This is a genomic window from Labrys neptuniae (genome assembly GCF_040797145.1).
GTDB lineage: Bacteria > Pseudomonadota > Alphaproteobacteria > Rhizobiales > Labraceae > Labrys > Labrys neptuniae.
Genome location: NZ_JBFNQD010000007.1, coordinates 140,571 through 165,482, shown reverse-complemented (window position 1 = coordinate 165,482; position 24,912 = coordinate 140,571). Strand labels below are relative to the sequence as shown.

The window sequence follows — 24,912 nt, the reverse complement described above, 5'->3', positions numbered from 1 at the left end:
CTCAGCGCTCCCTGCCTGCGCCGAAGTTCGGCCTTTGCGTCAGATAGACGAAATAGGGGCCGCCGATCAGCGCGGTGATGATGCCGACCGGAATCTCGCGCGGAGCGGCGAGGCTGCGGGCCAGCACGTCGGCGGCCACCAGCAGCATGCCGCCGGCCGCCACGTTGAGCATGATGGCTGTCGCCGGGCCGGAAGGGCGCAACAGGCGGACGATATGCGGGACGGCGAGGCCGATGAAGGCGATCGGCCCCGCGACCGGCGTGATGCCGGCCACCGGCAGCGTCGCCAACACGAGCAGGACCGGCTTCCACAAAGCGAGATTGAGACCCATGCCGGCGGCGGCCTGGTCGCTGAGGGACAGCAGGGCGACGATGCGGTGGCCAAGCAGCGCCCCGATCAGGCTCGCCCCGATCCAGGGCAGCATGAAGACGACATGGCTCCAGGATCTTCCCTGCAGGCCGCCGGAGAGCCAGAACAGCACGGCCGGCGATTGCGGGCCGCCGAGCAGCAGCATGTAGGTGGTGAGGCCGCCCAGGAAGAGTGCGACGGTCACGCCGCCGAGAGCCAGGTGCAGCGGCGAGGTGCGGCCGCCGCGGGCGATCCAGAAGGTGGTTGCCGCCGCCCCGAGTCCGCCGACAAGGCCGATCGGCGCGTAATAGATCGAGGAGAGCCAGGGCAGGAAGACGAAGCAGCCGACGATCGACGCGACCGCGCCGGCAGTGACGCCGGTGAGATCGGGGGAGGCCAGGGGATTGCGGCTGAACGACTGCAGCAGATAGCCCGACAGGCCGAGGCCGCCGCCCGCCAGGAAGGCGGCGATGCTGCGCGGCAGGCGCAAGGTCCAGACGATGGTGCTGTCGATGTTCGCGGTAGGCGCAAAGATCGCGTTGAGCGCAGTGTCGAGGCGCATGGGCTTGGCACCAACCAGCAGCCCGCCGAAGCCGACCAGGATGGCGATCAGCAGGAACAGGCCGGCCAGGGCGACTGCGGACAGGTGCCCGCCGGCCGTCCCTGCTGCTTGCCTTGCCGCTATTCCTCTCATTTCGAGGCGGCGGGGATCAGTTTGGTTGCCTCCGCCGCGACGTCCGGCTTGGGGAAAACATCCGGATAGAGGTAATGCGCGGCCTCGCGCAGGACGATCTCGCGCGCGATCGGGCCATGCGCCTCCACCCATTGGTCGCCGACATAGTAGACCCGACCGTTCTTCACGGCGGACAGGCTGTTCCAGATCGGATTGTTCTCATTGGGACGATCGGGACCATAGTCATAGACGAAGATGACTTCGGGATCCTTCTCCAGCATGGTTTCGAGGCTCATCTCCACCCCGAAATTGTCGACCTTGTAGGTCGCGGGATTGTTGCCGGCAATGTTCTCGCCCCCCAGGGCCGTGAGGATCGCCGCGGTCATGTTCTCGTTGTAGAAGGTCCAGGGCGCATCGCCGGCCCACATCACCTGGAAGCGTGGATGCATGCCCTTGGGTGCCTTGGCGGCGAAGGCGGCCAGGTCCTGCTTGAACTGGGCATTGAGCTGTTCCGCCCGCTCCTTCTTTCCCAGAAGGGTGGCAAGCTGCGTGATGGTGCGGTCGCTATCGTCGTAGAGTTCGAGATTATAGGCAAGATAGGGGGCGATCTTCTGGTACTGCGCCGCATTGCCCTCGGTGTAGCGGCGCATGGCGACGATCAGGTCGGGCTTGGCCTCGGCAAGCAACTCCAGATTGGGCTTGGCGCGTTGGCCGATCTGGGGAATGTCCCTGGTCCGTCCGAGCAGGAAGTCGGGCTCCCGGCCCTTGACCATATAGGTGGTGGCTATCGGCTCGAGGCCGAGAGCGAGCATCAGGTCCACGCCGAAATAGGAGATCGCTGCCACGCGCTTCGGCGTGGCCGGCACATCGACCTTGATGCCGCGATCATCGGTGATTGCCGTGGGCTTGGCTTCCTCGGCCAGGACTGCGCTGCCAAAAAGCAGGGACAGGAGACTTGCTTTCAGTAGTGTCGTGATCGCTCTGAACAAGATATGCCCCGATTTTAATTATTCTAATTAAAACTATGTCGTCTCGACGCCTCGTCGGGCCGATTTACAAGGCAATATCTTTGCCTTCAAGAAAATTTACTTGAGAGCAGTGGGCGAAATCGGGAGGAGCGGATCAAACAAAAGCCCGCACCGGCGAATGCCGGCGCGGGCTGAAAGCGGAACGGGGAAACTGTGGACTGTGCGTTATGGCGCTCAGCGCCGGATCAGCGTACCCGCGCCGTGATTGGTGAGGAGTTCCAGCAGCACGGCATGCGGCACCTTGCCGTCCATGATCACCACGGCCTCGACGCCCTTTTCGAGGGCATAGATGCAGGTTTCCACCTTGGGGATCATGCCGCCGGTGATGGTGCCGTCGGCGATCAGGCGGCGGATGCCTTCCACGTCGATTTCCTCGATCAGGTTCTTGTCCTTGTCGAGGATGCCCGGCACGTCCGTCATCAGCAGGAGACGGGTGGCGCCGAGCGCCCCGGCGATGGCGCCTGCGAAAGTATCGGCATTGACGTTGAAGGTGCCGCCGTCATCCGATGCCGCCACCGGCGCCAGCACCGGGATGATCTGCGAATGGATGATCTGGTCGAGCACGGTGGTGTCGACCTTGTCGGGCTCGCCCACGAAGCCGAGATCGACCACCTTCTCGATGGCGGAATCCGGATCGTAGATCGTCCGCGTCGCTTTCTTGGCGGTGAGCATGCGGCCATCCTTGCCGGAGAGCCCGACCGCGCGGCCGCCGGCGGCGTTGATGAAGCCGACGAGCTGCTTGTTGATCGAGCCGGCCAGCACCATTTCCACCACCTCGACGCTGGCAGCGTCGGTGATACGGTGTCCGGCGGCAAATTCGGACTGGATGCCGAGGCGCTTCAGCATTTCCGAGATCTGCGGGCCGCCCCCATGCACCACCACCGGATTGAGGCCGGCCTGTTCGAGCAGCACGATGTCGCGCGCGAAATCGCGGGCGACCTGCTCGCTGCCCATGGCATGGCCGCCATATTTGACGACGATGGTGGCATCGTCATGCTGCTGCATGTAGGGAAGGGCTTCGGAGAGGATTTCAGCCTTGTCGTGGACGCTCAAATTAGGGCTCATGGCTACGGGATCCGAAAGAGACTGGAAGCGCTTTTACAGCATGTTGCGGGCATGAAAAGAGGCGATTGCGCCAAATCGCAAGATGCCCGGGCGGTCACTCCATCGCTACCGAGGCCGGCTCGACCTTGGTCCTGAGCGGCCGCTCTTCCATGCGCAACAGGGCGCAAAGCGTGGCGAGCGATCCGAAGGCAGCGGCCAGGAACACCCAGCGGAACACCGAACCGATGTCGCTGCCGGCGGCAGCGATCGATTTCGCCAAGGTCTCGATGGTGACGTTGGCAGCGAGGTCGGCCGGCAGGCCGCCCATCACGATGGCGCCGAACACCGCAACGATCAGGGCGCCGCCGAGCGAGCGAAAGAAATTCATGGCGCCGGTGGCCGTGCCCATCTGGTGCTGCAGGACGGCGTTCTGGATCGCCACCGTGGTGACCGGCAGCATGGTGCCGATGCCCAGGGATGCGGCCGTCAGCAGGACTTCGAGCACCACCAGAGGCAGGGCCTGCGGGTTGATCGAGATCAGGGCGAAGGCGAGGGTCGAGACGGCAAGGCCGATCAGGGGTGGGCGCTTATAGTGCGTGATGCGCGCCATCAGGCGGCCCGACAGTGTCGCCCCCGTGACGGTGCCGACCATCATCGGGATCAAGGCGAGGCCCGATTGGCTTGCCGTCAGGCCATAGACGCCTTCCAGCAGGATCGGCATGTAGATCGTCATGCCGATGAAGACGCCCATGCCGAAACAGGCGGCGATGGTGCCCGCCGCCACCACCGGATTGGCCAGGATCTCGGTGGGGATCAGCGGTTCGGGCGCGGTGCGCAGGCGGACGACGAAGCCGATCCAGAACAGGACGGACAGGCCGAACAGGCCGAGGATCGGTGCCGAGGTCCAGGCATAATGCGGCCCGCCCAGGCTGAGGGCGAGCAGCAGGGCGATGGTAGCCACGGCCATCAGCGCCGAGCCGAGAAAATCGAGCTTGTGCGGCCTTTCGTGGCGCGGCAGCTTCTTGAGCACCGAATTCGTCATCCAGAAGGCGAGCAGGCCGAGCGGCAGGTTGATCCAGAAGATCACCGACCAGTGGAGCTTCTCGGCCATGAAGCCGCCGAGTACCGGGCCGGCGATGCTGGAGGAGACGAAGACGGTGGCGAAATAGGCCTGATAGCGAGCACGTTCGCGTGGCGGAATGATATCGGCGATGATGGTCTGCGCCAGCGAGATCAACCCGCCGCCGCCGAGGCCCTGCAGAGCCCGCGCCAGGATCAGGGTCAGCATGGTCGGCGCGAGGGCGCACAGGATCGAGCCGGCCACGAAAGTGCCGATCGCCACCAGCAGCGTCACGCGCCGGCCGGCGATATCCGCCATCTTGCCATAGAGCGGCGTCACCGCCGTCGAGGTCAGCAGGTAGATGGTGACGACCCAGGGCAGATTCTCGAAATCGCCAAGCACGCGGCCGATCGTCGGCATTGCCGTGGCCACGATGGTCTGGTCGAGCGCCGCAAGGAACATCGCCACCAGCACGCCGATGATGATCGAGCGTATCTCCTGAGGGCTCAGCGCGGAACTGGCCGGTTCGGACTGGGTCATAACTGCTTTCCGGAAGCTCGGTCGCGGCTTCCTATTCTATGCAAAATATCTTGCACATTCCTCCGGATCGCGGCCTTGGACGACAAAGAGGGATGTGCCTGGAGCGGAAAGAAGAGGCGGGCCCGAAGACCCGCCTCTTCTTGGAAATGGCCGGAATGGCGTCCTTCAATGACCCGCCATCGATAATCGGCAAGCGCCTATTCGGCTGCCTCGCGGTTTGGCGCGGGGACCGGCTGCAGGTCGAGAGGCAGGCGCCGCTCGGCCTCGCCGATATAGTCGCGGGTCAGCGGTACGGCGTTGACCGACTTTGCCACCTGGATCTGGAAGACCATGTGGCCGCCCCAGCGGAAAGTGGCCTCGGAAGCGGCCAGATACATATCCCACATCCGGCAGAAGCGCTCGTCATAGAAGGAACGGATCTGGTCGCGATGATGATTGAAGCGCTCGCGCCAGTGCTTGAGTGTCTCCGCATAATGGATCCGGAGGATCTCGATGTCGGTGACGACCAACCCGGCCCGTTCGATCGCCGGCAGCACTTCCGAAAGCGCCGGCGAATAGCCACCGGGGAAGATATATTTCTGGATCCATGGATTGGTGGCGCCGGGCCCGTCGGAACGGCCAATGGCATGCACGAGGCCCACGCCGTCCTCGTTCAAAAGGGTGGCGATCTTGCGGAAATAGGCATCGTAGTGGTTGACGCCGACATGTTCGAACATGCCGACGGAGACGATGCGATCGAATTTCCGATCGAGGGCGCGGTAGTCGACCAGCTCGAAGCGCACGCGGTCGGCGATGCCGGCGGCCTGGGCCCGGGCATTGGAAACCCGGTGCTGCTCTTCCGACAGGGTGATGCCGGTGACATCCGCCTTGGTCACGTCGGAAATGTAGAGACCCATGCCGCCCCAGCCCGAGCCGATGTCGAGGACCTTCACGCCCGGCTTCAGCAGCAGTTTGGCGGCGATATGCCGCTTCTTATAGGCCTGCGCTTCTTCCAGCGTGACGTCGAGGCTGGGAAAATAGGCGCAGCTATACTGCCGGTCCGCATCCAGGAAGAGGTCGAACAATTCGTCCTTCAGGTCATAGTGATGGGCGACGTTGTTCTTCGACTTTCTGGCCGGATTGTACTGGGCGATGCGCCGGCTGATCTTGCGAGCCGTGGAAGCGATGTTGCTCAGCGGGCCGATCGAGGTAGACCAGCCGATATTCTGCATGAACACGGCGAGCATGTCGTAGACATCACCCTTTTCGATGACGAGGCGCCCGTCCATGAAGGCTTCGCCCACTTCCAGTTCCGGATTGGTGAGAAGCTTCCAGGCTGTTGCCTTGTCTACAATTCGAATGGTGCTCGAAAAACCCTGGCCGGATCCGTAGGTATGAACGTGGCCTTCGGGATCAATAACCGTAAGTGCACCCTTTTTAATCAGGCGCTTCAACATAGTATCGAGAATAAACATCTGCAAAAACCCCAGCGGTTTCGCATCGCGGGAGCCCTTTCGGTCGCCTGCCGCTCTCATCACGCAGGGAGGACCGCCACTTGCCGGCTGGCAGATTCGACACGAACCGTTCCCAAATTGAACGCAATTTGAGCAGGGATGCAATTGTTTTTCTGCCCACTCTAAACAAAATCAAAAAGCGCGACACGATGCCGCCTTCGAATATTTTCCCGGAATCAGAATTCGGCCTGTCGCCGCGGGCCGGCAATTGATGGCGGAGCGCATTTTACCGTTGCGCTCTGTCGAATGCTTTCTATGATGCGCGTCTGCTAATTTGTCTGAGGAATGCGCCGCGTGTCTCCTACTCCCCTCCGCCTAGCCCAATTGCGCCATCAGGGTCGGCGCGCCGTCGTCGCCACCAGCGAGGGCGTCTCGCGCCTCATTCGCGACACCGCGACGGTGCTGGACCTCGCCAATGCCGCGATCGTTTCAGGTCACAGCCTGAGGGCCGAGATCGAGAAGCGGGGCCTGGGTGAGACCGTCGACCTTGCGGCCGCGCTTGCCGCCGGCGAGGTGCTGGCGCCGATCGACCATCCGGACCCAAGCCATGTCATGGTTGCCGGCACCGGGCTGACCCATCTCGGCAGCGCCGAAGGGCGCGACAAGATGCATCAGGACCTTGCCGATCTGTCGAAGGCCACCGATTCCATGAAGATGTTCCGCATGGGGCTCGATGGCGGCCGGCCGGCGCCGGGCCGGGAGGGCGTGCAGCCCGAATGGTTCTACAAGGGCGATGGCTCGACGCTGATTGCTCCGCAGGGCGCCTTGCCGTCGCCATCCTTCGCCCTCGACGCCGGTGAGGAGCCGGAACTGGCCGGCATCTATGTCAACGGGCCCGACGGCACGCCCTGGCGTATTGGTTTTGCGCTCGGCAACGAGTTTTCCGATCACGTCACCGAACGGCAGAACTATCTCTATCTCGCCCATTCCAAGCTGCGCGTCTCAGCCATCGGGCCGGAGCTCCTGGTCGGCGAGGCGCCCGCCGATATCCGCGGCACCTCGCGCATCCTGCGCCAGGGCAAGGTAATCTGGGAAAAGCCCTTCCTCACTGGCGAGGCGAACATGTCGCACACCATCGCCAATCTCGAAGGCCATCACTTCAAGTACCAGCTGTTCCGCCAGCCGGGGCAGGTGAATGTGCACTATTACGGCACGGCGACGCTGAGCGTCTCCGACGGCGTGGTGACCGAGCCCGGCGACGTCTTCGAGATCTCGGCCGAGCCTTTCGGGCTGCCGCTCGCCAATCCGATCGGGCGCGTGGACGCGCCATGGCCGACGGTGAAGGCGCTGTGATCCTAGGACCGCCGGCCTCCTGGCCGGCTCTTGGGAACTTCTGTCGTGCGAAAGACAGGATGCCGGCCAGGAGGCCGGCGGTCCCAGGATCATCCGAAATACTGCCCGAGAATGCGCTGGTAGATCCGGGTCAGGCTTTCCAGGTCGAGGATGTCGACGCGCTCGTCGATCTGGTGCATCGTCTTGCCGACTAGGCCGAACTCCACCACCGGACAGACATTCTTGATGAAGCGGGCGTCCGAGGTGCCGCCCGAAGTCGACAGCACCGGGCGGCGGCCGGTTTCCGCCTCGATCGAGGAGACGATCGCATCGACGAAAGCGCCGGGCGGCGTGAAGAAGGATTCGGAAGCCGAGCGCTCGAAGACGAGGTCGTAGGCGACCTCGTTGCCGGCGGCGCCGTCGAGCTTGCCGCGCACCCATTCTTCCAGGCTTTGCCGGGTCCAGCGGTCGTTGAAGCGGATGTTGAAGGTCGCGCTGATGTCGGCGGGAATGACGTTGAAGGCCGGGTTGCCGACATCCACCGACACCACTTCGAGATTGGAAGCATCGAAGTGATCGCTGCCCTGGTCGAGTTCGCTCTGGGTGAGGGCGGCGAGCAGGCGCACCATCTGCGGCACGGGGTTCATGGCCAGGTGCGGATAGGCGACATGTCCCTGCTTGCCATGCACGGTGATGATGCCTGACAGCGAACCGCGCCGGCCGATCTTGACCATGTCGCCGAGGGCGTCGGGGTTGGTCGGCTCGCCGAGGATGCAATGGCCGATGCGGTCGCCCTTGGCCACGGCCCAGTCCAGCAGTTTCACGGTGCCATTGATGGCCGGGCCTTCCTCGTCGCCGGTGATCAGGAAGGCGATCGGCGCCTCGGGATTGGCATCGAGATGACGCAGGCTCGCCGCGACACTGGCGGCGACGCCGCCCTTCATGTCCACCGCGCCGCGTCCGTAGAGCTGTCCGTTGACGATGTCGCCGGAGAAGGGCTGATGGCGCCAGCGCGCCTCGTCGCCCGGCGGCACAACGTCGGTATGGCCGGCGAACATCAGGGCCGGCTTGTCCGGCGGCCCGATGCGCGCATAGAGATTGACGATATCCGGCGTGTCCTCGTCGCTGAACGGCACCAGATGGGCAGTGAAGCCGTTCGCCTGCAGCACCTCGGCCAGCAGCGTCAGGGCACCGCCTTCGGCCGGCGTGACGGAGGGGCAGCGGATCAGGGCCTGGGTGAGGGCGACGGGATCGCGGGGATCGAAGCTGAGATCAGTCATGGGGCGTTTGGGGGGGCGGGTCTTCAGACCCGCCTCTTTCTTGACAAATGATGCAGTTCCAGGCGGGTCTGAAGACCCGCCCCCCGATGCGGCTCAGTGGTTTCCGTCGCGCAGCAATTCGTTGATGCTGGTCTTGGAACGCGTCTGCGCATCGACCGTCTTGACGATCACGGCACAATAGAGCGAGGGGCCGGGACGACCGTCCGGCAGGGGCTTGCCGGGCAGGTTGCCGGAGACCACCACCGAATAGGGCGGCACATAGCCCTTGTAAGTCTGGCCGGTGGCCCGATCGATGATGGTGGTGGATGCGCCGATATAGACGCCCATCGAGATCACCGAACCTTCGCCGATGATGACGCCCTCGACCACTTCCGAACGGGCGCCGATGAAGCAGTCGTCCTCGATGATGGTCGGATTGGCCTGCAGCGGCTCGAGCACGCCGCCGATGCCGACGCCGCCGGACAGATGCACGTTCTTGCCGATCTGGGCGCAGGAGCCGACGGTCGACCAGGTGTCCACCATGGTGCCGGTGGAGACATAGGCGCCCAGATTGACGAAGGACGGCATCAGCACCACGCCGGGCGCGATATAGGCCGAATGGCGCACCACGCAATTCGGAACGGCGCGGAAGCCGGCCAGGCGGAATTCCGTCGTGCTCCAGCCCTCGAACTTGGAGGGAACCTTGTCCCACCACAGGGTGCCGCCCGGGCCGCCGGCAATGGTGGTCATGTCATTGAGGCGGAAGGACAGCAGCACCGCCTTCTTCAGCCATTGATGGGTGTGCCAAGATTCACGGCCGGTCGCGCCGGGCACCTTTTCGGCGACGCGCAGCTTGCCTTCGTCGAGCAGGCCGAGCGTATGGTTGACGGCTGCCCGGATCTCGCCCTTGGTCTCGAAATTGCACTGGGCCCGGTCTTCCCAGGCGGCGTCGATCACGGTCTGCAGGCGGGCGATTTCCATGGCGTCTCCTCACATAATCCCGCCGCAAATGCCGCGCGAAAGCCGGGCCTGTCAAGTTCCAGACCGTCCTGGACTGGCCTAATCTCCCTCTCTCGGCTGTTGTGCCGACAAAGGGCTTGACGGCGCAGGGCATCATTGCTGGTCTGCGCGCTCGATTGTTCCCTTTTGAGGTTTGCCATGTCCATTTCCTCCGAGAGCCATTCCAAACGTCTCGACAAGCTCGCCGAGACGGCCGTGAAGGTCGGCCTCGGCCTTGCGCCCGGCCAGGAATTGGTGATGACGGCCTCGATCGAGGCCTTGCCGCTGGTGCGCCGGATCACCGAGCATGCCTACAAGGCCGGAGCCAGCCTGGTCACCACGCTGTTTTCGGACGAGGAATCGACGCTGGCGCGCTATCGCTTCGCACCGGATGCCGCCTTCGACACCGCTTCGGGCTGGCTGTTCGACGGCATGGCCGCGGCCTTTGATCGCGGTGCCGCCCGCCTCGCCATCGCCGGCGAGGATCCCTCGCTGCTGGCTGGCCAGGACCCGGCCAGGATCGCGCGGGCCAATCAGGCGCGCTCGGCCGCCTACAAGCCGGCGCAGAAGCGCATCGTCGGCTTCGACATCAACTGGAACATCGTGTCCTACGCCTCCGCCGCCTGGGCCAAGGCCGTGTTCCCCAATGAGGCGGAGGAGGTTGCCGTCGCCAAGTTGTGGGATGCCATCTTCGCTGCTTCGCGCATCGATTCGAACGATCCGGTCGCGGCCTGGGCCGAGCATAACCGCAACCTGCATGCCCGTGCCGCCTACCTCAACGACAAGCGCTATGCCGCGCTGCATTACACCGGCCCGGGCACCGATCTCACCATCGGCCTCGCCGACGGGCATGAATGGCTCGGCGGCTCGTCCAAGGCCAGGAACGGCATCACCTGCAATCCCAACATCCCGACCGAGGAAGTCTTCACCACGCCGCATCGCGACCGGGTGAGCGGCTATGTCTCCGCCACCAAGCCCTTGTCCTATCAGGGCACGCTGATCGACAAGATCGCCGTGCGCTTCGAGGAGGGACGTATCGTCGAGGCCGATGCCGCTACCGGCAAGGACGTGCTCGCCAAGGTGCTGGATACCGATGCGGGGGCCCGGCATCTCGGCGAAGTCGCGCTGGTGCCGTTCTCCTCGCCGATCTCCCAGAGCGGCCTGCTGTTCTACAACACGCTGTTCGACGAAAATGCCGCCAGCCACATCGCGCTCGGCCAGTCCTACAGCCAGTGCTTCGTCAATGGCGGCTCGCTGAGCCCGGAAGAACTGGCGACGCGCGGCGCCAACAACAGCCTGATCCATATCGACTGGATGATCGGCTCGGGCGAGATCGACATCGACGGTATCGGCGCCGATGGCAAGGCCGAGCCGCTGATGCGCAAGGGCGAATGGGCGTAGCCGGTCTCGCCCTGGGTGGCCTCAGCTCTTGGTGTAGCCGAGGCTCGCCTCGAGGTTCTCGAACGTGTCGTCCATGGCGTAACTGCGCAGGAAGGGCAGCGAGAAATGGCCGAAGCGCAAGGACATCTGGCTTTCCGCCTGCGCTTCGCTCGTCTTGCTGATCGCCGCCAGATAGAGCGCGGCGGCAAGGCCACTGCGGTCCGCGCCGCCTTCGCAATGGATCAGGATGGGTTTTTCCGCATTGCGCAACAATTGTACCAGGGCGTCCGCCTGCAGGCCGCTCAGTTCACGTGACGCGGACATGGCGAAATCGACATGGGTGACGCCGAGCCGGGCCGCTTCGGCGATCTCGGCGTCGTACCAGGCGGCGCCGGTGTTCCTACCGCGCAGATTGATCACCGTGCGGATACCCGCCTCATGGACATAGTGCCTGAGCCGCCCGGGCGTGGGTTGGCCGGAGCGATAGAGTTCGCCGGCAACCACGGTGTGGAAATTGCCACCGAGATATTGCAGGCCCAGATAGGTTGCGCCGGCGGCCAGGACGGCGGCGCAGCCCAGGCCCGCCGCCAGGAGAACGCCCCTCAACCAGGCGGCAGTTCCTGCGCTGCGCCCGGTGGGGAATTTGTACGCTGAACCGCTACTCAACCTTCGCCTCCGACCACTTGTCGTCGGCGCGTTCTAGCCCAGCAGAATTAGGGCAGACTTAGAGGGGGCTGCCGAGCATGGCCGCCAGGGCCTGGTGCAGGCCGGTTTCGCCTCGCCGGACATTCCCGGTGACCTCCTCCACCTCGATGCGTCCGGCATTGTGGGCGTCGTACATCTCGGCGACGAGCTCGGCATAGCTCGCGCTCAGGCCGCCCTGAACCAAGGCGGGAAGCCACTGGGCGCGCGGCAGCTCCCGTGCCGCGATCTCCCGGCCGGTGAGGCTGGCCAGGGCCGAGGCGACATCCGCCGTGCTGTAGCGTTCCGGGCCTTCCGCGTGAAAGACGCGAAACCCGGCGCCGGAGCCGGTCGTCAGCAACTGGGCGGCAATTTCTCCGACGTCGGCAGCCGAAACCGTGGGAAACAGCTTGGTCACGGGATGATGCAGGCTGGGCAGGACACCGGTTTCGATCGCGCGCGGCAACAGCCGGGCCCAGTTCTGCATGTGCTCGGCCGACCTCAGCACCGACAGGGGCAGGCCAAGGCCGCGAAGGGCCTCCTCCAGATGGTGAAAGGTCAGGGCGATGCCGGTCTCGCTGGCATGGTGGGCGCCATAGTCCGAAATTGCCAGCACGGAAGCTGGTCGGGTTTCGGCCAAGGCGGTGACGATCGCCTCGATCGAGCTGCGCATTTGCGCGCCGGCGTCGTCGCTGCGCGGGCTGATGGGGCAGATGACCTGAACCGCCTGTGCGTCCCGCAGGGCGGGGCGCAGAGCCTGGCCGTCATGAATGTCGGCCATGGCAATGTCACAGCCAAGGATTTGCAAGGCCGCTGCATGGTCCGCGTTGCGGATGATGGCCCTCACAGGTGCGCCGAGCTGGCGGAGCGTTTGGATCGAATGGCGGCCGACTTTGCCGTTGGCGCCCAGAATGACGAACATCGTGTCTGTCCTCGCTTGCTGTCGAGGGCGATTGAAGACGTTCCGGCCGGCATCGTCGCACGCAAAAGGATGGCGCAAAGCAGAAAGGGATGAAAAAAAACGGGAGCTTTGGCGTCAGGCGGCCTGTTCCCGCCTCAGGCGGGCGAGACCGGCCGGCGTCATGCCCAGGATGCGCTTCATGGCATGGGCGAGATGGCTTTGGTGCGCAAAGCCCGCGCTCAAGGCAACCTGACTGATCGGCAGGTCGCCGTTCGCGAGCAGGCGCCTGGCATGTTCCACCCGGCGCCGGATGACATATTGGTGCACCGGCAGGTCGAACGAGCGCCGGAACAGGACCTTGAGATGCGGCACGCTGATGCCGGCAATCCGTGCCAGCACTGCAAGGGAAAGATCGTGATCGAGATGGCTTTCGATGAATTCGACCAGATCGTCGCGCTGTCTTGCCGAAAGGGTCTGCCTTGCCGAAATGGCGGCCAGCCTCGCATGTCCGTCGACGAGGCGCACAGCCAGGGCCGAACCGAGGCCTTCGGCAACCAGGCGGTCGGTCGGAGTCCGTCCCGCCGGCTCGGCCAGGGCTTTGGCGATATATTCGATCCTGGCGTCGCGGCATTGGAAACGCGGGATCAGCCTGACGCGGTCGGGGTCGATCTCTAGATCTTCGGCGGCCTTGCGCAGAAGGGCCGGGCTTACCCACAGGCGCAGGATGGTGCAATCGGCGTCGTCTTCCCATTCGCCATCCAACCCGGCCGGAACGATGTCGATGTCGCCATCGGACTGGATGCGGATGTAGCGTCGGCCGTCACAGCGGCAGGAGGCGTTGACAGGCCTGCCGACATGGACACCAAGCCGGTGGAAGGGCGAGGCGGGCACATGGGTAAGGCCGGCGGCAATGTCGCGTCGCTCGACCGCAACGCCGATGGTATCAAGCCAGTCTGCGCTCATGACCGCTCCAATTGCCCAACCGGATATAGCGACTATGTGGCCATGAAAATGGCGCGCGGCCAGCCCGGCCACGGCATTTTTCAGAATCCTGCCGGGGCATTCGCGATTTCGCCGTTCAAGCGAGCCGAAACCAGGAGTTCGGCTACCAGGCCGCTGCGATCCGCCCGATTGGCCAGGGTGAGGGCGATGCCGTGGCCGTCGGCGATGGACCTTGCGATCGCCAGCCCCAATCCGGTCCCCTCGACATGCTGCGGTGCGGCCCGGAAGAAGCGTTCGAAGACACGTTCGAGCAGGTCGGGATCGAGCCCCGGACCGCTATCCGTGATGCGGATGCCGTGCCTACCTTCCTCAAGGGTCTCGATCGTGATCTCGCCTCCGGAGGGGGTGTAGTGCAGCGCGTTTTCGATCAGATTGGTGAGCAGCGTCCGCAATTCCCTGGCGTCGCCGACAAGCGGAACCGCGCTGCGCCGCTGCATGCTCAGACGCAGTCCGCGGGCCTTGGCGATCGGTTCGAGTTCGGCAACGCAAGCCTGCGCCAGTACGCCGAGGTCCTGGGGCGTATGTTCCTGGCCACCGGTGCCGGCTTCCAGGCGGGCGAGCTGGAGCATCTGGTTGGTGAGGTGGGTGGCACGCCTGGCACCTGCCTCCAGGTCATCGAGCCTTGCATGCAGTGCCGCACCGCGGGAAAGGGGCCTGAGATTGCCGACCTGCAGGGTGAGCGCGGCGAGCGGGGTGCGTATCTCATGTGCGGCATCGGAGATGAAGCGGCGCTGGCGTTCCAGCGTCTGCTGCAAGCGGGACAACAGATGATTCATCGCAGCGACGAGTGGCAGGACCTCGGATGGCACTCCGGCAACGGGAATGGGCGTGGTGTCGGCGGCTGATCGCGCGGACAGGGTGGCGGCGATACGCCCAAGTGGCTTCATCACCAGATAGATGACCAGGCCAAGGAAAAGCCAGGCAACCGGGATGAGGATGATGATCGGCAGCACGGCGCCGAGGGCGGCATGCTCGGCCAGCTCCGTGCGCGCTTCGATCTGCTGGGCGATCTGGACGGTGCGTTCACCCTCGACCAGGGTGTAGACCCGCCAGTCGTGCCGGGCGACGGTCTCGTTCGAGAAGCCGGTACCGCTGCTGCGTGGAATGGCGATGGCGGGATTGGTCGAGCGCATCGGCGCGTCGGCGCTGTCCCAGACCTGAACGAGAAGATCGTCCTCTCGATTGCGCGTGCTTTTGATGGCGGGGCGCAGGCTGCGGGCATCGAGGGCGTAGACGGCGACCTGCTGCAGCTGCTTGTCGAGGAAGCGATGGGCCTCGCGCCGCACCGCGAAGTAGGAGACGAGGGCCGCGCCGATGCCGACCACCAGCAGCACGGCGGCGATGGCGATCAGGCTCGACCAGCGCAGCGACATCAGGGAGCGTCCTTTGCGACCATCCAGCCGGCTCCACGCGAATTGCGGATGATGTCCTTGCCGAATTTCTTGCGGATGGCGTGGATCAGCACCTCGACGGCGTTGCTTTCGACCTCCTCGCCCCAGCCATAGAGGCGTTCTTCCAGCTGGCTGCGCGAGACGATCGCGCCGGGTCGTTCCATCAGGACCAGCAGCAGGGAAAACACCCGTGCGGTCAGCACATGGCTTTGGCCGCGATAGGTGACGCGGTGGCTTTCGAGATCGAGCTCGAGGTCGCCATGGACCAGCGTGGAGACGGCCTGGCCGCCATGGCGGCGACGCAGCACGGCCCGGATCCGGGCCTGCAACTCGCGCATCTCGAAGGGCTTGACGATGTAGTCGTCGGCGCCGAGATCGAGGCCGTCGACGCGATGGTCGAGGTCGTCCCGGGCGGTGATGATCAGGACCGGCGTGGTGTCGCCGCCCCGCCTCAGATCGCGCAGCAGTTCAAAGCCGGTCTTGCCGGGCAGGCCGTTGTCGAGGAGCACGACGGAATAGCCGTGTTGCCACAAGGCCGCTTCACCGTCCGGGCCGTCGCGAACCCAGTCCACCGCCATGCCGGCATCGCCAAGCGCCTGCAGCAGCGCCTTTCCGATCATCGGGTCGTCCTCGATCAGAAGAATGCGCATGAGGCCGCCGCGGAAACAATGTGAACTCGGCGAGGATGGCAACCAATTAAGGGCTGATCAAGGAAGCGGCCCGCCTCACTTGGTTCCGTAGATGCGGTCACCGGCATCGCCCAGGCCTGGCACGATATAGCCGTGGTCGTTGAGGTGGCTGTCGATCGCCGCCGTCCAGATCGTCACGTCGGGATGGGCCTCGCGCAGATGCTTGATGCCTTCGGGCGCAGCGAGCAGGCAGACGAAGCGGATATCCTTGACGTCGCGCGCCTTCAGCCGCTCGATGGCGGCGACGGCGGAATTGGCCGTGGCCAGCATCGGGTCGAGTACGATCACCAGGCGCTCCGCCACATCGGGCGGTGCCTTGAAGTAGTACTCAACGGCCTTCAGTGTTTCGGGATCACGATAAAGCCCGATATGGGCGACACGAGCCGAGGGCACGAGGTCGAGCATGCCTTCGAGGAAGCCCTCGCCGGCGCGCAGGATCGGGGCCAGCACCAGCTTCTTGCCGGCCACGCGCGGCGCCTGCATCTTGGTCAGGGGCGTCTCGATCTCGACCATTTCCAGCGGCAGATCGCGGGTAACCTCGTAGCAGAGCAGGCGGCCGATCTCGTTGAGCAACTGCCGGAACCCCTTGGTCGAGCGATTCTTGTCGCGCATCAAAGTGAGCTTGTGCTGCACCAGCGGGTGATCGACGACGATGACGCCTTCCATCGGAGTTTCCCTTCTTCACATTCTCCCTTTACCTAGCCGATTTCTCGGCCGGGGTAAGGCATCATAGCGCGCCTTCCACGCCTTTCGTCGCGGCTTAGGCTTAAGGTTTTCCGTTTTTGCAAGCTTGCGCATCGAAAAATCTGGCGTGAAACTTGCTTCTGGCTGCGGTCCATGCAGGATGCTGCCCGCAACAAGACCAATAATCAGGATCGTGCGCGTTCATGGCGTTGTCGCAAAGGCTTGAGTTCCGCCAGACCCAGTCGCTGGTGATGACGCCGCAGCTGATGCAGGCGATCAAGCTTCTGCAACTATCCAACCTCGATCTCACCGCCTATGTCGAGGCGGAGCTGGAGCGCAATCCGATCCTGGACCGCGCCGATGGCGAGACCTCGCGTGAACCGGAGACACTTGCGCCAGCGCCCAGCGATCCTGCTGCGGGGGATTGGCTCAAGGACGACATGGCCCCCTCGCGCGAGGCGATGGAAGCGGGGCTCGGCACCGATCTCGACAACGTCTTTCCCGACGAGCGGCCCGCCGAAAGGCAGGAGGCGCCGGCGGCCATCGAGCAGTTGGCCGGCAGCGATCCTTATGTCTCGTCCTGGTCGAATGTCGGCGCGGGCGGGCATGGCGGCGATGAGGACGTCAATTACGAGGGCATGGCTGCGGCTGATCTTTCGCTGGCCGATCATCTGGAGACGCAGCTCAACCTGGCGACCCGCGATCCCGGGCGCCGGCTGATCGGCCATTTCATCATCGATATGATCGACGAGGCCGGCTATCTCGTCGGCGATCTCGCGGAACTCGCCGAACGCCTGGGGGCGCCGCTGCAGGAGGTGGAGGCCGTACTTGCCATCGTGCAGGGTTTCGAACCGAGCGGCATCGGCGCCCGTTCGCTGAAGGAGTGCCTGGCGCTCCAGCTCAAGGAGCGCAACCGGCTCGACCCGGCGATGGCGACGCTGCTCGACAATCTGGAATTGGTGGCCAAGCGCAACATTCCGGCCCTTCGGCGCCTGTGCGGTGTCGACGAGGACGACGTGGCGGAGATGATCGCCGAATTGCGCGGCCTCACGCCCAAGCCGGGCCTGGCCTTCGGCTCCACGCCGGTTCAGCCGGTGGTGCCCGACGTCCTCCTGCGCGCCGCGCCGGACGGGACTTGGATGGTGGAGCTCAACCCCGACACCTTGCCGCGCGTGCTGGTCAATCAGAACTACTATGCCCGGGTGGCGCGCACGGCCCGCAGCGAGGCAGACAAGACCTTCCTGACCGAGGCGCTGCAGACGGCGAACTGGCTGACCCGCAGTCTGGAGCAACGCGCGCGCACCATCCTCAAGGTCGCTACCGAGATCGTGCGCCAGCAGGACACCTTCTTTGCCCTCGGCGTGCAATATCTACGTCCGCTCAATCTCAAGACCGTGGCCGATGCCATCGGCATGCATGAATCCACAGTGTCGCGTGTTACCGCCAACAAGTTCATCGCCTCGGCCCGCGGGCTGTTCGAGCTCAAATATTTCTTCACCGCCTCGATCTCGAACGCGGAAGGGGGCGAAGCGCATTCGGCCGAGGCCGTCCGCCACCGCATCCGCCAGATGATCGACGCCGAAGCACCCGATGCCATCCTGTCCGACGACACCATCGTCGCGCTGCTGCGCAAGGACGGCATCGACATCGCCCGGCGCACCGTGGCCAAATATCGCGAATCCATGCGGATCGCCTCCTCGGTGGAAAGGCGGCGGGAGAAGGCGGGGCGATGACGAGCGGTTTGCCGGTCCTGCCCATTGATGGCCGCCAGTCCGCGATGGCCCTGACGATCCAGCGCGGCGCCAGCCGGCTGCTGCGCCAATACGGCCTGACGCCGGTGCCGGAGGTGACGCTGCCCAATGGCCGCCGTGCCGATCTCCTGGCGGTCGGGCGCAAGGGCGAGATCTGGATCGTGGAAATCAAGTCCTCGGTGACGGATTTCCAGGTCGATCAGAAATGGCCGGAGTATCTCGCCTATTGCGACCGGCTGTTCTTCGCCGTCGGCCCGGATTTTCCGCTGGCCCTGCTTCCCGAGGCAGCCGGCCACATCGTGGCCGACGCCTATGGCGGCACGCTGCTGCGGGACGCTCCCGAGCAGCGCCTTGCCGCGCCGACGCGCAAGATCCTCACCCTGCTGCTCGCCCGCCTCGCAGCGGGACGGCTGCACCAGGCCATGGATCCCGAAGGCGCCTTCGGCTTCGGCGAGTGATGCCCCGAAGGCGTTATTGCCCGGCGAATGAGGTGACGAGCGAGACCAGTTCCGCATCCTGGCCGTTGAAGCCGTGATGCGCGCGGGACCGGCAGGGATTGCCGGTTTGCAGGCCGCCCTCCAGCCATTTCACCGTGACCCGCTCCCCGGCCCAGGCCTGGAAGGGCGCGACGCCTGCCGGTTTGGTGAAGCGGCAGCCATCCTGGCGGTGATGCACGACGAGCGTGGGCGGCAGCAGCCTGGGGGAACCGAGCATCGCCATGACGCTCCTGGACGGCCCTGAGCCCTGGCTGAGGAAGCCGGAGGTCAGCACCAGCCGGTCGGGCCTGGCGCCCTTCAGGAGGCCCTCGGCCGCTCGCGGCGTGCCGGCGGAGGTGGCCACGATCGTGACGGGCCGCTTCAGGCCCGCCATGGTATCGACTGCGGTGGCGAGGCTGGTGCCCTTGTCGACCAGCAGGACGTTATAGCCCTTGGCGGCAAAAGCATCGCGGTTGCGGATGAGGACATTGTCGGCACCGCTGCGAAACTGGCCGTTGGGGCCGACATCGAGCCTGCCGTCACCGCCGGTGAGCAGGATGAGGCTGCCTTTGGCATGGGGATGCCGGATCAGGATGTTATCGATGCCGGCGACGGTTACGGTCTCGCCACCGCTGGCGATCGCAGCTGTCTGGGCGAGGGCTGGCCCGCTTAGGGGGAAAAGGCCGAGGAAACAGAGCGCGAAGGCCCCGCGTCTGCAAGGCGATGTGTTCCAGCTCATGATTCGAACGGCTCCTGTTTCCTCCCTCGATAGGAAGCAAGGGTTGCGGCTGGATTACGGGCAGGGCCTAGCGGCAGTGGACGGCATCAAATTTACATCCTTGTCTTGCTCCCCTGCGGCCGGTCATGATCTATGAAGCGAAAGGGCATATGGCCCGGGAGGAGCAGTTCCATGGATATGAGCGGTTCGCAGCGCATCGAGGCTTCGCGCGAGAAGGTCTGGGAAGGCCTGAACAATCCCGAAATCCTCAAGCAATGCATTCCGGGCTGCGAGTCGATCGAGCTGGTTTCGCCGACGGAGATGACCGCCAAGGCCGTGCTGAAGATCGGGCCGGTCAAGGCCTCCTTCAACGGCAAGGTCACGCTGTCCGACCTCGATCCGCCCAATGGCTACACGATTTCCGGCGAGGGGCAGGGCGGTGTCGCCGGCTTTGCCAAGGGCGGAGCGACGGTGCGCCTCGAGGCTGATGGCGAGGATGCCACCATCCTCCACTACGACGCCAAGGCCGATGTCGGCGGCAAGATCGCCCAGCTCGGGGCGCGCCTGATCGACGGCACCGCCAAGAAGCTGGCCGGCGACTTCTTCGAGAAGTTCGGGCAGGCGATCTCGCCCAGGCCGGAAGGCGAGGAGGCTCCGGCCGAGCCGGAAAAGAAGGGCTGGTTCGGCCGCAAGAAGTGAGCCGGTCGCCTGTCCTCACGCGGGTATGAAGGGAATGCCGCGCAAGGCCTGGATGAAGACGAAGAGGGTGGCCGCACCATAGGCGAACGCAACTGCGCTGACGATGAAGATGGCTGTGCGGCCGCTCACCCAGCGTTCCGCGGCCAGGCCCAGCACGGGCAGGATCTGCAGGACGTGCAGGCCCAGGAAATGGGCCACCCTGAGGTCACCGCCCGTGCGTGACCAGCCGAAGATCGGCACGCCCGCTGCATCGCTGCGAATGCCGCCGATCCAGTGGCCATTGCCGGCGGAAAGGACGCTGCCCGAGCCTGCGCCCAGCACGAAAGTAAGCGTCAGACCGAGCAGGACCGACAGCCAGAAGGCGGTCGACCAGGCCTGCGGGCGGTGTCGCAGCAGCAAGACCGCCAAGGCAGGGCTCAGGGCCGTGAGCGTCATCGCGCCGATGCCCATCAATGTGTACATCAGCCGATGGAACGGATCGGCCACGTTGTAATGCGAAGCAAGACCCCTGGCGGCCTGGAGGCTGATGTAGCCGATCTCGAAGGTGCTCGCGGCAAGGCCGAGGGTGACGAGGATCCTGATTGCCCGCCCGCGGCGCGTCTCTTCGGGCAAGGCGCCGATGAACCAGGCCAGCGTCAGGAGATAGAGGCCGACCGAGAGCTGGAACTTCAGCGGCTTCACCCAGACCGAGATGCCATTGAGCGTCCTGCCGTCGATCGCCAGGGCCATGAGGGTCGGGACCATCAGCGCCAGGATGATGAAGCCGCCTTGTGCCAGCAGGCGCTCGCGTCGCAGCAACTCATCCATCACTCGCCAGGCAAACGCATGCGGGCGGCAGGCAAGGCGAAGGCTGGGCGTGTTCGTCGTCATGCGGGTTCTCCTTGACGGCGCGAGAGGCCCCGCAGCCAGACGCTGCGCAGGGCCAGGAACGTCAGGAAGCCGATGGGGCCGAACAGGAAGGTGAGCGCGAGACAGGGCAGGACGGCCAGATGCGGCAATCCGGACCGTCTCGCCTCGCGCACCTCCCAGGCTCCGACCAACAGGTCGAAGGCGAGGTAATGCAGCCAGCCGGCCAGGAGCAGGCCGCGATGGCTGAACAACGCGCCGACATCGCCGAGAGAGCCGAAGCCGCCTGCGGCTTCGCCCCAGAAGCGAAAGAGCAGGGCGGCATAGGCAAGACCGAGCATGATCGGAACGAATCTGGCGGCGATCAGCTGGGCGAGGGCCGGACGCAAGGGAGACAGGGCAAGCGCGATCCAGCCGCAGAGAGCAAGCATCCCGGCACCGGAGAAGATCTGATCGAGCGTGAACGCCTGGTCGAGAGCCATGTCGGTATCCTCAACTTGACAGTGTCAAGATAAGGATGGCAGCTATTTTGACATTGTCAAGATCGTGGCGGATAGTGACGCTCGCGCCGCGCAATGGCGCGGTGGCACCGGTGGTATGGAGCGGGTAGGAAGTGGAGCAACAGGGATCGACGGCGCATAAGGCCGGCTATCATCACGGTGACCTGCGGGCCGCGCTGCTGGCGGCCGCTGAACTCGTCCTGGCCGAACGCGGTGTCGAGGGTTTCACGCTTCGGGAGTGTGCCCGCCGCGCGGGGGTCTCCCACGCCGCGCCCGCGCATCATTTCGGCGACGTAGCCGGCCTCCTGACCGCGGTGGCGGCGCTGGGATTCGAGACGCTCACGCTCTTCATGCGTCGAGCCCGCGCCGGCATCGACGAGCCGGAGGCCCGATTGCGGGCGATCGGGCGCGGCTATGTCACATTCGCTCGCCAATATCCGGAGAGATTCCGGCTCACTTTCAACCGGCATCGCCTCAATATCGCGGACCCGGCCCTGAGGGCTGCCGGGCAGGAGGCTTTCGCCGAGCTCGAGACCGCCATTCGCCTGGTGACCAAGGCCGGCGACGGCCCGCTCGAGCGTGACCAGCTCGACGTCTTGCTGCAGACTTGGTCGGTCGTGCACGGCTATGCCCATCTCCTGCTGGCGGGGCAGCTCGACGGGCCCCTCAAGGGCGGAGGCGAGGCTGCGGCGGATGCCGCCCTGGAAGGCGTGCTGGCCCGCCTCACAGCGCGATAGGCAGTCCGCCTGCGCGATCCCAGGAGAACCTAGATCCTCCTGAAAGTGAAATAGGCGCCCCGCCGACCTTCCCGGAGCGCCTTGGCTTCGTAGCGGGTGGAGCGCCAGCCCTCCCACGGCGTCAGCCAGTCGGCCTGGCGCTCGGCCGTCCATTCGAACTCGGACGAGCGCGCCACGCGCGCCAGGGCATAGGCGGCATAGTCGTCGATGTCGGTGGCAAAGCGCAGCTCTCCGCCCGGCTTGAGAATACGAGCCAGGCGCGTCAGCATCTCCTCGCCCAGGAAGCGGCGCTTGCGGTGGCGCCGCTTGGGCCAGGGGTCGGGATAGAGCAGATAGATGCGTGCGATCGAGCCGGCCGGCAGCCAGTCCACCACCGCCTTGGCGTCGTCGTCCCACAGGCGGATATTGGCGAGCCCGTTCTGCTCGATCTGCGCCAGCATCTTGGCGGTGCCGTTGACATAGGCCTCGCAGCCGATGAAGCCGATTTGCGGATTCTCGCCAGCGCGCTGGGTGAGGTGCTCGCCGCCGCCAAAGCCGATTTCGAGCCAGACCTCGCCGACAGGCTCCGGGAAGAGGCCAGCAAGATCGGCGGGAGGCGGCGCGGTCAGGTCGAGACGCAATTGCGGCAGCGAAGCGGACATCAGGTCGGCATGCCCCGGCCGCAGGGTCTTGCCCTTGCGGCGGCCGAAGAAGGCGCCGTGGCCGCGAGGCGGGGCATCCGTGCCCTCGCCGAATTTGTCCTTGTCGTCTTCAGTCACGGCCCACATCCACCAGAGGAAAGCGCGTTTGGACGCAATCTACTCCAACATTTTGGTCGGAAGCGTCATTGCGATTCCGGATGATGCCGTCAAATCGCAAAATGCTATGAAAAAAGCCTCTCCCGGCGGGCGGGAAAGGCTTTGCGTTGACGGCTCGCGGCAGATCAGGCGCGCACGGCCTTCTTGATCGCGTCGGCGAGATCGGTCTTCTCCCAGGAGAAACCGCCGTCGCGGGCCGACTTGCGGCCGAAATGGCCATAGGCGGAGGTGCGGGCGTAGATCGGCTTGTTGAGGTTGAGATGCTCGCGGATGCCGCGGGGCGTCAGGCTCATCACGTCACGCAGGGCCTTCTCGACCTTCTCCTCGGAGACGTTGCCGGTGCCGTGCAGGTCGACATAGATCGCCAGCGGCTCGGAAACGCCGATGGCGTAGGCGAGCTGGATGGTGCAGCGATCGGCCAGCTTGGCCGCTACCACGTTCTTGGCGAGGTAGCGCGCCGCATAGGCGGCCGAGCGGTCGACCTTGGTCGGGTCCTTGCCGGAGAAGGCGCCGCCACCATGGGGGGCCGCGCCGCCATAGGTGTCGACGATGATCTTGCGGCCGGTCAGGCCGCAATCGCCGTCCGGGCCGCCGACCACGAACTTGCCGGTGGGATTGACGTGCCAGACCGTGTCCTTGGTGACCCAGCCTTCCGGCAGAGTCTTGAGGATATGGGGCTCGACCAGCTTCTTGATGTCGCCGGAGGTGAGCTTCTCGTCGAGATGCTGGGTGGAGAGCACGATCTGCGTCACGCCGACCGGCTTGCCGTTCTCATACTTCACCGTGACCTGGCTCTTGGCGTCGGGGCCGAGCATGCCAAGTTCGCCCGATTTGCGGGCCTTGGTGATGTCCTCGAGGATCTTGTGGGCGTAATAGATCGGAGCCGGCATCAGCTCCGGCGTCTCGCGGCAGGCATAGCCGAACATGATGCCCTGGTCGCCTGCGCCTTCGTCCTTGTTGCCGGAAATATCGACGCCCTGGGCGATGTCGGGGGACTGGCCGTGCAGCAGGACCTCGATCTTGGCCTTCTTCCAGTGGAAGCCGTCCTGCTCATAGCCGATCGCCTTGACGGCGCGGCGGGCGGCACTCTTGATCTTGCCCTTGGTGACGGTCTCGGGACCACGATATTCGCCGGCGATCACCAGGCGGTTGGTGGTGGCGAGGGTTTCGCAGGCGACGCGCACCTGGGAGGGGTCCATTCCGGTCTTGGCGGCCTCGCGATAGAACAGGTCGACGATTTCGTCGGAGATGCGATCGCAGACCTTGTCGGGGTGGCCTTCAGCGACCGACTCGCTGGTAAACAAATAGTCGGAACGGGACACGAATGTTTCTCCACGCCAAAATGGAACTCGGTATTGTCCCGTTTTGGCGAGGGGAAGCTTCGTCGTCAAGCGGCAAATCGTACGTTTTGTTCGTTTAAAGGAACGCGGCGCGATTTTCCATCACACTTCCTGGCTTGGCGGCATCGCCAAGCCCGACAAAGGCACATCGAAGTCACAGGGGCGCTTTATTGGCCCGTTCCGTGGCTCAGGCTGCGTGTTCCTGGCTGAGCGTGGAGACGAGATCGACGACCCGGCGGCGCACCTTCGGATCCTTGATGCGGGCAAAGGCCTTGTTCAGCTGCAGGCCCTCGGTGGTCGACAGGAATTCGATGACGTGCGAGGTATCGCTCTCGTCGGCATGTTCAGCCGTGTGCACGGCGCCGGTTTCGGGCGGCAGGCCCTCGAAGAAGAAGGAAATGGTGACGCCCAGGATCGAGGCGATCTGCTGCAGCCGGCTCGCACCAATGCGATTGGTGCCCTTTTCATATTTCTGTACCTGCTGAAAAGTAAGGCCAAGTGCCTCGCCGAGCTTCTCCTGGCTCATGCCTACCAGGACACGCCGGATACGGACGCGGCTGCCAACGTGCTGATCAATGGGATTGGGTACTTTCTTGATCATAAT

General features: G+C 64.8%; 25 protein-coding genes. 6 read left to right on the top strand and 19 right to left on the bottom strand.

The genetic code is table 11. The features are described from left to right. Nucleotide 1 precedes the first annotated feature (1 nt). The 5 genes from ABXS05_RS20550 to ABXS05_RS20530 form a co-directional block, all read right to left on the bottom strand. Nucleotides 2–1,042 carry a FecCD family ABC transporter permease gene (locus tag ABXS05_RS20550; protein WP_367625222.1) on the bottom strand — a complete coding sequence of 347 codons (1,041 nt, stop codon included), beginning with the start codon at nucleotides 1,040–1,042 and terminating at the stop codon, nucleotides 2–4. Then, the gene (locus ABXS05_RS20545; protein WP_437178684.1) at nucleotides 1,039–2,010 is read right to left on the bottom strand and encodes an ABC transporter substrate-binding protein; all 972 of its coding nucleotides are present in this window, start codon (nucleotides 2,008–2,010) and stop codon (nucleotides 1,039–1,041) included. The genes ABXS05_RS20550 and ABXS05_RS20545 overlap by 4 nt, the downstream gene beginning before the upstream one ends. A 213-nt stretch (nucleotides 2,011–2,223) precedes the next feature. Next, entirely contained in the window at nucleotides 2,224–3,114 is an 891-nt protein-coding gene (gene argB / locus ABXS05_RS20540) for an acetylglutamate kinase (protein WP_311942971.1), read from the bottom strand. A 94-nt stretch (nucleotides 3,115–3,208) separates the two neighbouring features. Continuing rightward, entirely contained in the window at nucleotides 3,209–4,693 is a 1,485-nt protein-coding gene (locus ABXS05_RS20535; RefSeq protein ID WP_311942968.1) for an MDR family MFS transporter, read from the bottom strand. A 197-nt stretch (nucleotides 4,694–4,890) separates the two neighbouring features. Continuing rightward, the gene (locus ABXS05_RS20530; protein ID WP_437178683.1) at nucleotides 4,891–6,147 is read right to left on the bottom strand and encodes a cyclopropane fatty acid synthase; all 1,257 of its coding nucleotides are present in this window, start codon (nucleotides 6,145–6,147) and stop codon (nucleotides 4,891–4,893) included. A 333-nt stretch (nucleotides 6,148–6,480) separates the two neighbouring features. On the opposite strand from ABXS05_RS20530, the gene araD1 reads away from it, so the two are divergent. Next, complete coding sequence (araD1, locus tag ABXS05_RS20525) at nucleotides 6,481–7,479, top strand: AraD1 family protein (RefSeq protein WP_437178682.1); 999 nt, start codon at nucleotides 6,481–6,483, stop codon at nucleotides 7,477–7,479. Nucleotides 7,480–7,568: 89 nt separating this feature from the next. On the opposite strand, the gene dapE is transcribed toward araD1, so the two are convergent. After that, the gene (gene dapE / locus ABXS05_RS20520; protein ID WP_311942961.1) at nucleotides 7,569–8,738 is read right to left on the bottom strand and encodes a succinyl-diaminopimelate desuccinylase; all 1,170 of its coding nucleotides are present in this window, start codon (nucleotides 8,736–8,738) and stop codon (nucleotides 7,569–7,571) included. A 93-nt stretch (nucleotides 8,739–8,831) separates the two neighbouring features. Continuing rightward, nucleotides 8,832–9,698, bottom strand: a complete 867-nt coding sequence (gene dapD, locus ABXS05_RS20515) for a 2,3,4,5-tetrahydropyridine-2,6-dicarboxylate N-succinyltransferase (RefSeq protein WP_311942958.1) — start codon at nucleotides 9,696–9,698, stop codon at nucleotides 8,832–8,834. Nucleotides 9,699–9,875: 177 nt separating this feature from the next. On the opposite strand from dapD, the gene ABXS05_RS20510 reads away from it, so the two are divergent. After that, nucleotides 9,876–11,117, top strand: a complete 1,242-nt coding sequence (locus ABXS05_RS20510) for an aminopeptidase (RefSeq protein ID WP_311942956.1) — start codon at nucleotides 9,876–9,878, stop codon at nucleotides 11,115–11,117. 21 nt (nucleotides 11,118–11,138) lie between these two features. Here the strand turns inward: ABXS05_RS20510 and ABXS05_RS20505 are convergent, their stop codons facing one another. From ABXS05_RS20505 to upp, 6 genes are all read right to left on the bottom strand, one after another. Then, nucleotides 11,139–11,702, bottom strand: coding sequence for a phosphatase domain-containing protein (locus ABXS05_RS20505; protein WP_376717753.1), 564 nt, complete (start codon nucleotides 11,700–11,702; stop codon nucleotides 11,139–11,141). A gap of 118 nt (nucleotides 11,703–11,820) precedes the next feature. After that, on the bottom strand, nucleotides 11,821–12,699 hold the full coding sequence (locus ABXS05_RS20500) for an NmrA family NAD(P)-binding protein (protein WP_367625220.1): 879 nt from the start codon (nucleotides 12,697–12,699) through the stop codon (nucleotides 11,821–11,823). Between the two features lie 114 nt (nucleotides 12,700–12,813). Further along, nucleotides 12,814–13,641: a helix-turn-helix domain-containing protein gene (locus ABXS05_RS20495; RefSeq protein ID WP_311942947.1), complete on the bottom strand. Its 828-nt coding sequence runs from the start codon at nucleotides 13,639–13,641 to the stop codon at nucleotides 12,814–12,816. 80 nt (nucleotides 13,642–13,721) lie between these two features. Continuing rightward, the gene (locus tag ABXS05_RS20490; protein WP_367625219.1) at nucleotides 13,722–15,053 is read right to left on the bottom strand and encodes an ATP-binding protein; all 1,332 of its coding nucleotides are present in this window, start codon (nucleotides 15,051–15,053) and stop codon (nucleotides 13,722–13,724) included. Then, nucleotides 15,053–15,721 (bottom strand): response regulator, encoded by a 669-nt coding sequence (locus tag ABXS05_RS20485; RefSeq protein ID WP_367625218.1) that lies wholly within the window; start codon nucleotides 15,719–15,721, stop codon nucleotides 15,053–15,055. The genes ABXS05_RS20490 and ABXS05_RS20485 overlap by 1 nt, the downstream gene beginning before the upstream one ends. Before the next feature lie 75 nt (nucleotides 15,722–15,796). Further along, nucleotides 15,797–16,426, bottom strand: coding sequence for a uracil phosphoribosyltransferase (gene upp, locus ABXS05_RS20480; protein ID WP_068288071.1), 630 nt, complete (start codon nucleotides 16,424–16,426; stop codon nucleotides 15,797–15,799). Nucleotides 16,427–16,647: 221 nt separating this feature from the next. Here upp and rpoN point away from each other — a divergent pair, with 221 nt between their 5' ends. Both rpoN and ABXS05_RS20470 read left to right on the top strand, forming a co-directional pair. Then, complete coding sequence (rpoN, locus tag ABXS05_RS20475) at nucleotides 16,648–18,177, top strand: RNA polymerase factor sigma-54 (RefSeq protein ID WP_367625217.1); 1,530 nt, start codon at nucleotides 16,648–16,650, stop codon at nucleotides 18,175–18,177. Then, nucleotides 18,174–18,653, top strand: coding sequence for an MmcB family DNA repair protein (locus ABXS05_RS20470; RefSeq protein WP_367625216.1), 480 nt, complete (start codon nucleotides 18,174–18,176; stop codon nucleotides 18,651–18,653). Before rpoN ends, ABXS05_RS20470 begins: the two co-directional genes overlap by 4 nt. Nucleotides 18,654–18,666: 13 nt before the next feature. Here the strand turns inward: ABXS05_RS20470 and ABXS05_RS20465 are convergent, their stop codons facing one another. Next, nucleotides 18,667–19,410: an alpha/beta hydrolase gene (locus ABXS05_RS20465; RefSeq protein ID WP_367625215.1), complete on the bottom strand. Its 744-nt coding sequence runs from the start codon at nucleotides 19,408–19,410 to the stop codon at nucleotides 18,667–18,669. Nucleotides 19,411–19,581: 171 nt separating this feature from the next. Between ABXS05_RS20465 and ABXS05_RS20460 the strand changes: the two genes are divergently transcribed. Continuing rightward, the gene (locus ABXS05_RS20460; protein ID WP_149253855.1) at nucleotides 19,582–20,088 is read left to right on the top strand and encodes an SRPBCC family protein; all 507 of its coding nucleotides are present in this window, start codon (nucleotides 19,582–19,584) and stop codon (nucleotides 20,086–20,088) included. A gap of 15 nt (nucleotides 20,089–20,103) precedes the next feature. On the opposite strand, the gene ABXS05_RS20455 is transcribed toward ABXS05_RS20460, so the two are convergent. Further along, nucleotides 20,104–20,958: a hypothetical protein gene (locus ABXS05_RS20455; protein ID WP_311942925.1), complete on the bottom strand. Its 855-nt coding sequence runs from the start codon at nucleotides 20,956–20,958 to the stop codon at nucleotides 20,104–20,106. After that, a complete protein-coding gene (locus tag ABXS05_RS20450) occupies nucleotides 20,955–21,416 on the bottom strand; it encodes an ABA4-like family protein (RefSeq protein WP_311942922.1) in 462 nt (153 codons plus the stop codon). Before ABXS05_RS20450 ends, ABXS05_RS20455 begins: the two co-directional genes overlap by 4 nt. Before the next feature lie 131 nt (nucleotides 21,417–21,547). Between ABXS05_RS20450 and ABXS05_RS20445 the strand changes: the two genes are divergently transcribed. After that, nucleotides 21,548–22,171 carry a TetR/AcrR family transcriptional regulator gene (locus tag ABXS05_RS20445; RefSeq protein ID WP_367625214.1) on the top strand — a complete coding sequence of 208 codons (624 nt, stop codon included), beginning with the start codon at nucleotides 21,548–21,550 and terminating at the stop codon, nucleotides 22,169–22,171. A 29-nt stretch (nucleotides 22,172–22,200) separates the two neighbouring features. On the opposite strand, the gene trmB is transcribed toward ABXS05_RS20445, so the two are convergent. The 3 genes from trmB to ABXS05_RS20430 all read right to left on the bottom strand — a co-directional run bounded on the left by trmB (nucleotide 22,201) and on the right by ABXS05_RS20430 (nucleotide 24,909). After that, on the bottom strand, nucleotides 22,201–22,938 hold the full coding sequence (gene trmB / locus ABXS05_RS20440; RefSeq protein ID WP_311942916.1) for a tRNA (guanosine(46)-N7)-methyltransferase TrmB: 738 nt from the start codon (nucleotides 22,936–22,938) through the stop codon (nucleotides 22,201–22,203). A 155-nt stretch (nucleotides 22,939–23,093) separates the two neighbouring features. Continuing rightward, complete coding sequence (gene metK, locus ABXS05_RS20435; protein WP_068288087.1) at nucleotides 23,094–24,290, bottom strand: methionine adenosyltransferase; 1,197 nt, start codon at nucleotides 24,288–24,290, stop codon at nucleotides 23,094–23,096. Between the two features lie 205 nt (nucleotides 24,291–24,495). Beyond that, complete coding sequence (locus ABXS05_RS20430) at nucleotides 24,496–24,909, bottom strand: helix-turn-helix domain-containing protein (protein ID WP_068288091.1); 414 nt, start codon at nucleotides 24,907–24,909, stop codon at nucleotides 24,496–24,498. Nucleotides 24,910–24,912 lie beyond the last annotated feature (3 nt).

Excerpts from the sequence above, each read along its gene's own strand:
- dapE (WP_311942961.1), bottom strand. The coding sequence starts at position 8,738 with ATGACTGATCTCAGCTTCGATCCCCGCGATCCCGTCGCCCTCACCCAG.
- ABXS05_RS20455 (WP_311942925.1), bottom strand. The coding sequence starts at position 20,958 with ATGACGACGAACACGCCCAGCCTTCGCCTTGCCTGCCGCCCGCATGCG.
- trmB (WP_311942916.1), bottom strand. The coding sequence starts at position 22,938 with ATGTGGGCCGTGACTGAAGACGACAAGGACAAATTCGGCGAGGGCACG.
- ABXS05_RS20500 (WP_367625220.1), bottom strand. The coding sequence starts at position 12,699 with ATGTTCGTCATTCTGGGCGCCAACGGCAAAGTCGGCCGCCATTCGATC.
- ABXS05_RS20465 (WP_367625215.1), bottom strand. The coding sequence starts at position 19,410 with ATGAGCTGGAACACATCGCCTTGCAGACGCGGGGCCTTCGCGCTCTGT.
- ABXS05_RS20490 (WP_367625219.1), bottom strand. The coding sequence starts at position 15,053 with ATGTCGCTGCGCTGGTCGAGCCTGATCGCCATCGCCGCCGTGCTGCTG.
- ABXS05_RS20485 (WP_367625218.1), bottom strand. The coding sequence starts at position 15,721 with ATGCGCATTCTTCTGATCGAGGACGACCCGATGATCGGAAAGGCGCTG.
- ABXS05_RS20470 (WP_367625216.1), top strand. The coding sequence starts at position 18,174 with ATGACGAGCGGTTTGCCGGTCCTGCCCATTGATGGCCGCCAGTCCGCG.
- ABXS05_RS20510 (WP_311942956.1), top strand. The coding sequence starts at position 9,876 with ATGTCCATTTCCTCCGAGAGCCATTCCAAACGTCTCGACAAGCTCGCC.
- dapD (WP_311942958.1), bottom strand. The coding sequence starts at position 9,698 with ATGGAAATCGCCCGCCTGCAGACCGTGATCGACGCCGCCTGGGAAGAC.
- ABXS05_RS20550 (WP_367625222.1), bottom strand. The coding sequence starts at position 1,042 with ATGAGAGGAATAGCGGCAAGGCAAGCAGCAGGGACGGCCGGCGGGCAC.
- ABXS05_RS20460 (WP_149253855.1), top strand. The coding sequence starts at position 19,582 with ATGGATATGAGCGGTTCGCAGCGCATCGAGGCTTCGCGCGAGAAGGTC.
- ABXS05_RS20430 (WP_068288091.1), bottom strand. The coding sequence starts at position 24,909 with ATGATCAAGAAAGTACCCAATCCCATTGATCAGCACGTTGGCAGCCGC.
- ABXS05_RS20450 (WP_311942922.1), bottom strand. The coding sequence starts at position 21,416 with ATGGCTCTCGACCAGGCGTTCACGCTCGATCAGATCTTCTCCGGTGCC.
- upp (WP_068288071.1), bottom strand. The coding sequence starts at position 16,426 with ATGGAAGGCGTCATCGTCGTCGATCACCCGCTGGTGCAGCACAAGCTC.
- argB (WP_311942971.1), bottom strand. The coding sequence starts at position 3,114 with ATGAGCCCTAATTTGAGCGTCCACGACAAGGCTGAAATCCTCTCCGAA.
- ABXS05_RS20530 (WP_437178683.1), bottom strand. The coding sequence starts at position 6,147 with ATGTTTATTCTCGATACTATGTTGAAGCGCCTGATTAAAAAGGGTGCA.
- ABXS05_RS20535 (WP_311942968.1), bottom strand. The coding sequence starts at position 4,693 with ATGACCCAGTCCGAACCGGCCAGTTCCGCGCTGAGCCCTCAGGAGATA.
- ABXS05_RS20495 (WP_311942947.1), bottom strand. The coding sequence starts at position 13,641 with ATGAGCGCAGACTGGCTTGATACCATCGGCGTTGCGGTCGAGCGACGC.
- rpoN (WP_367625217.1), top strand. The coding sequence starts at position 16,648 with ATGGCGTTGTCGCAAAGGCTTGAGTTCCGCCAGACCCAGTCGCTGGTG.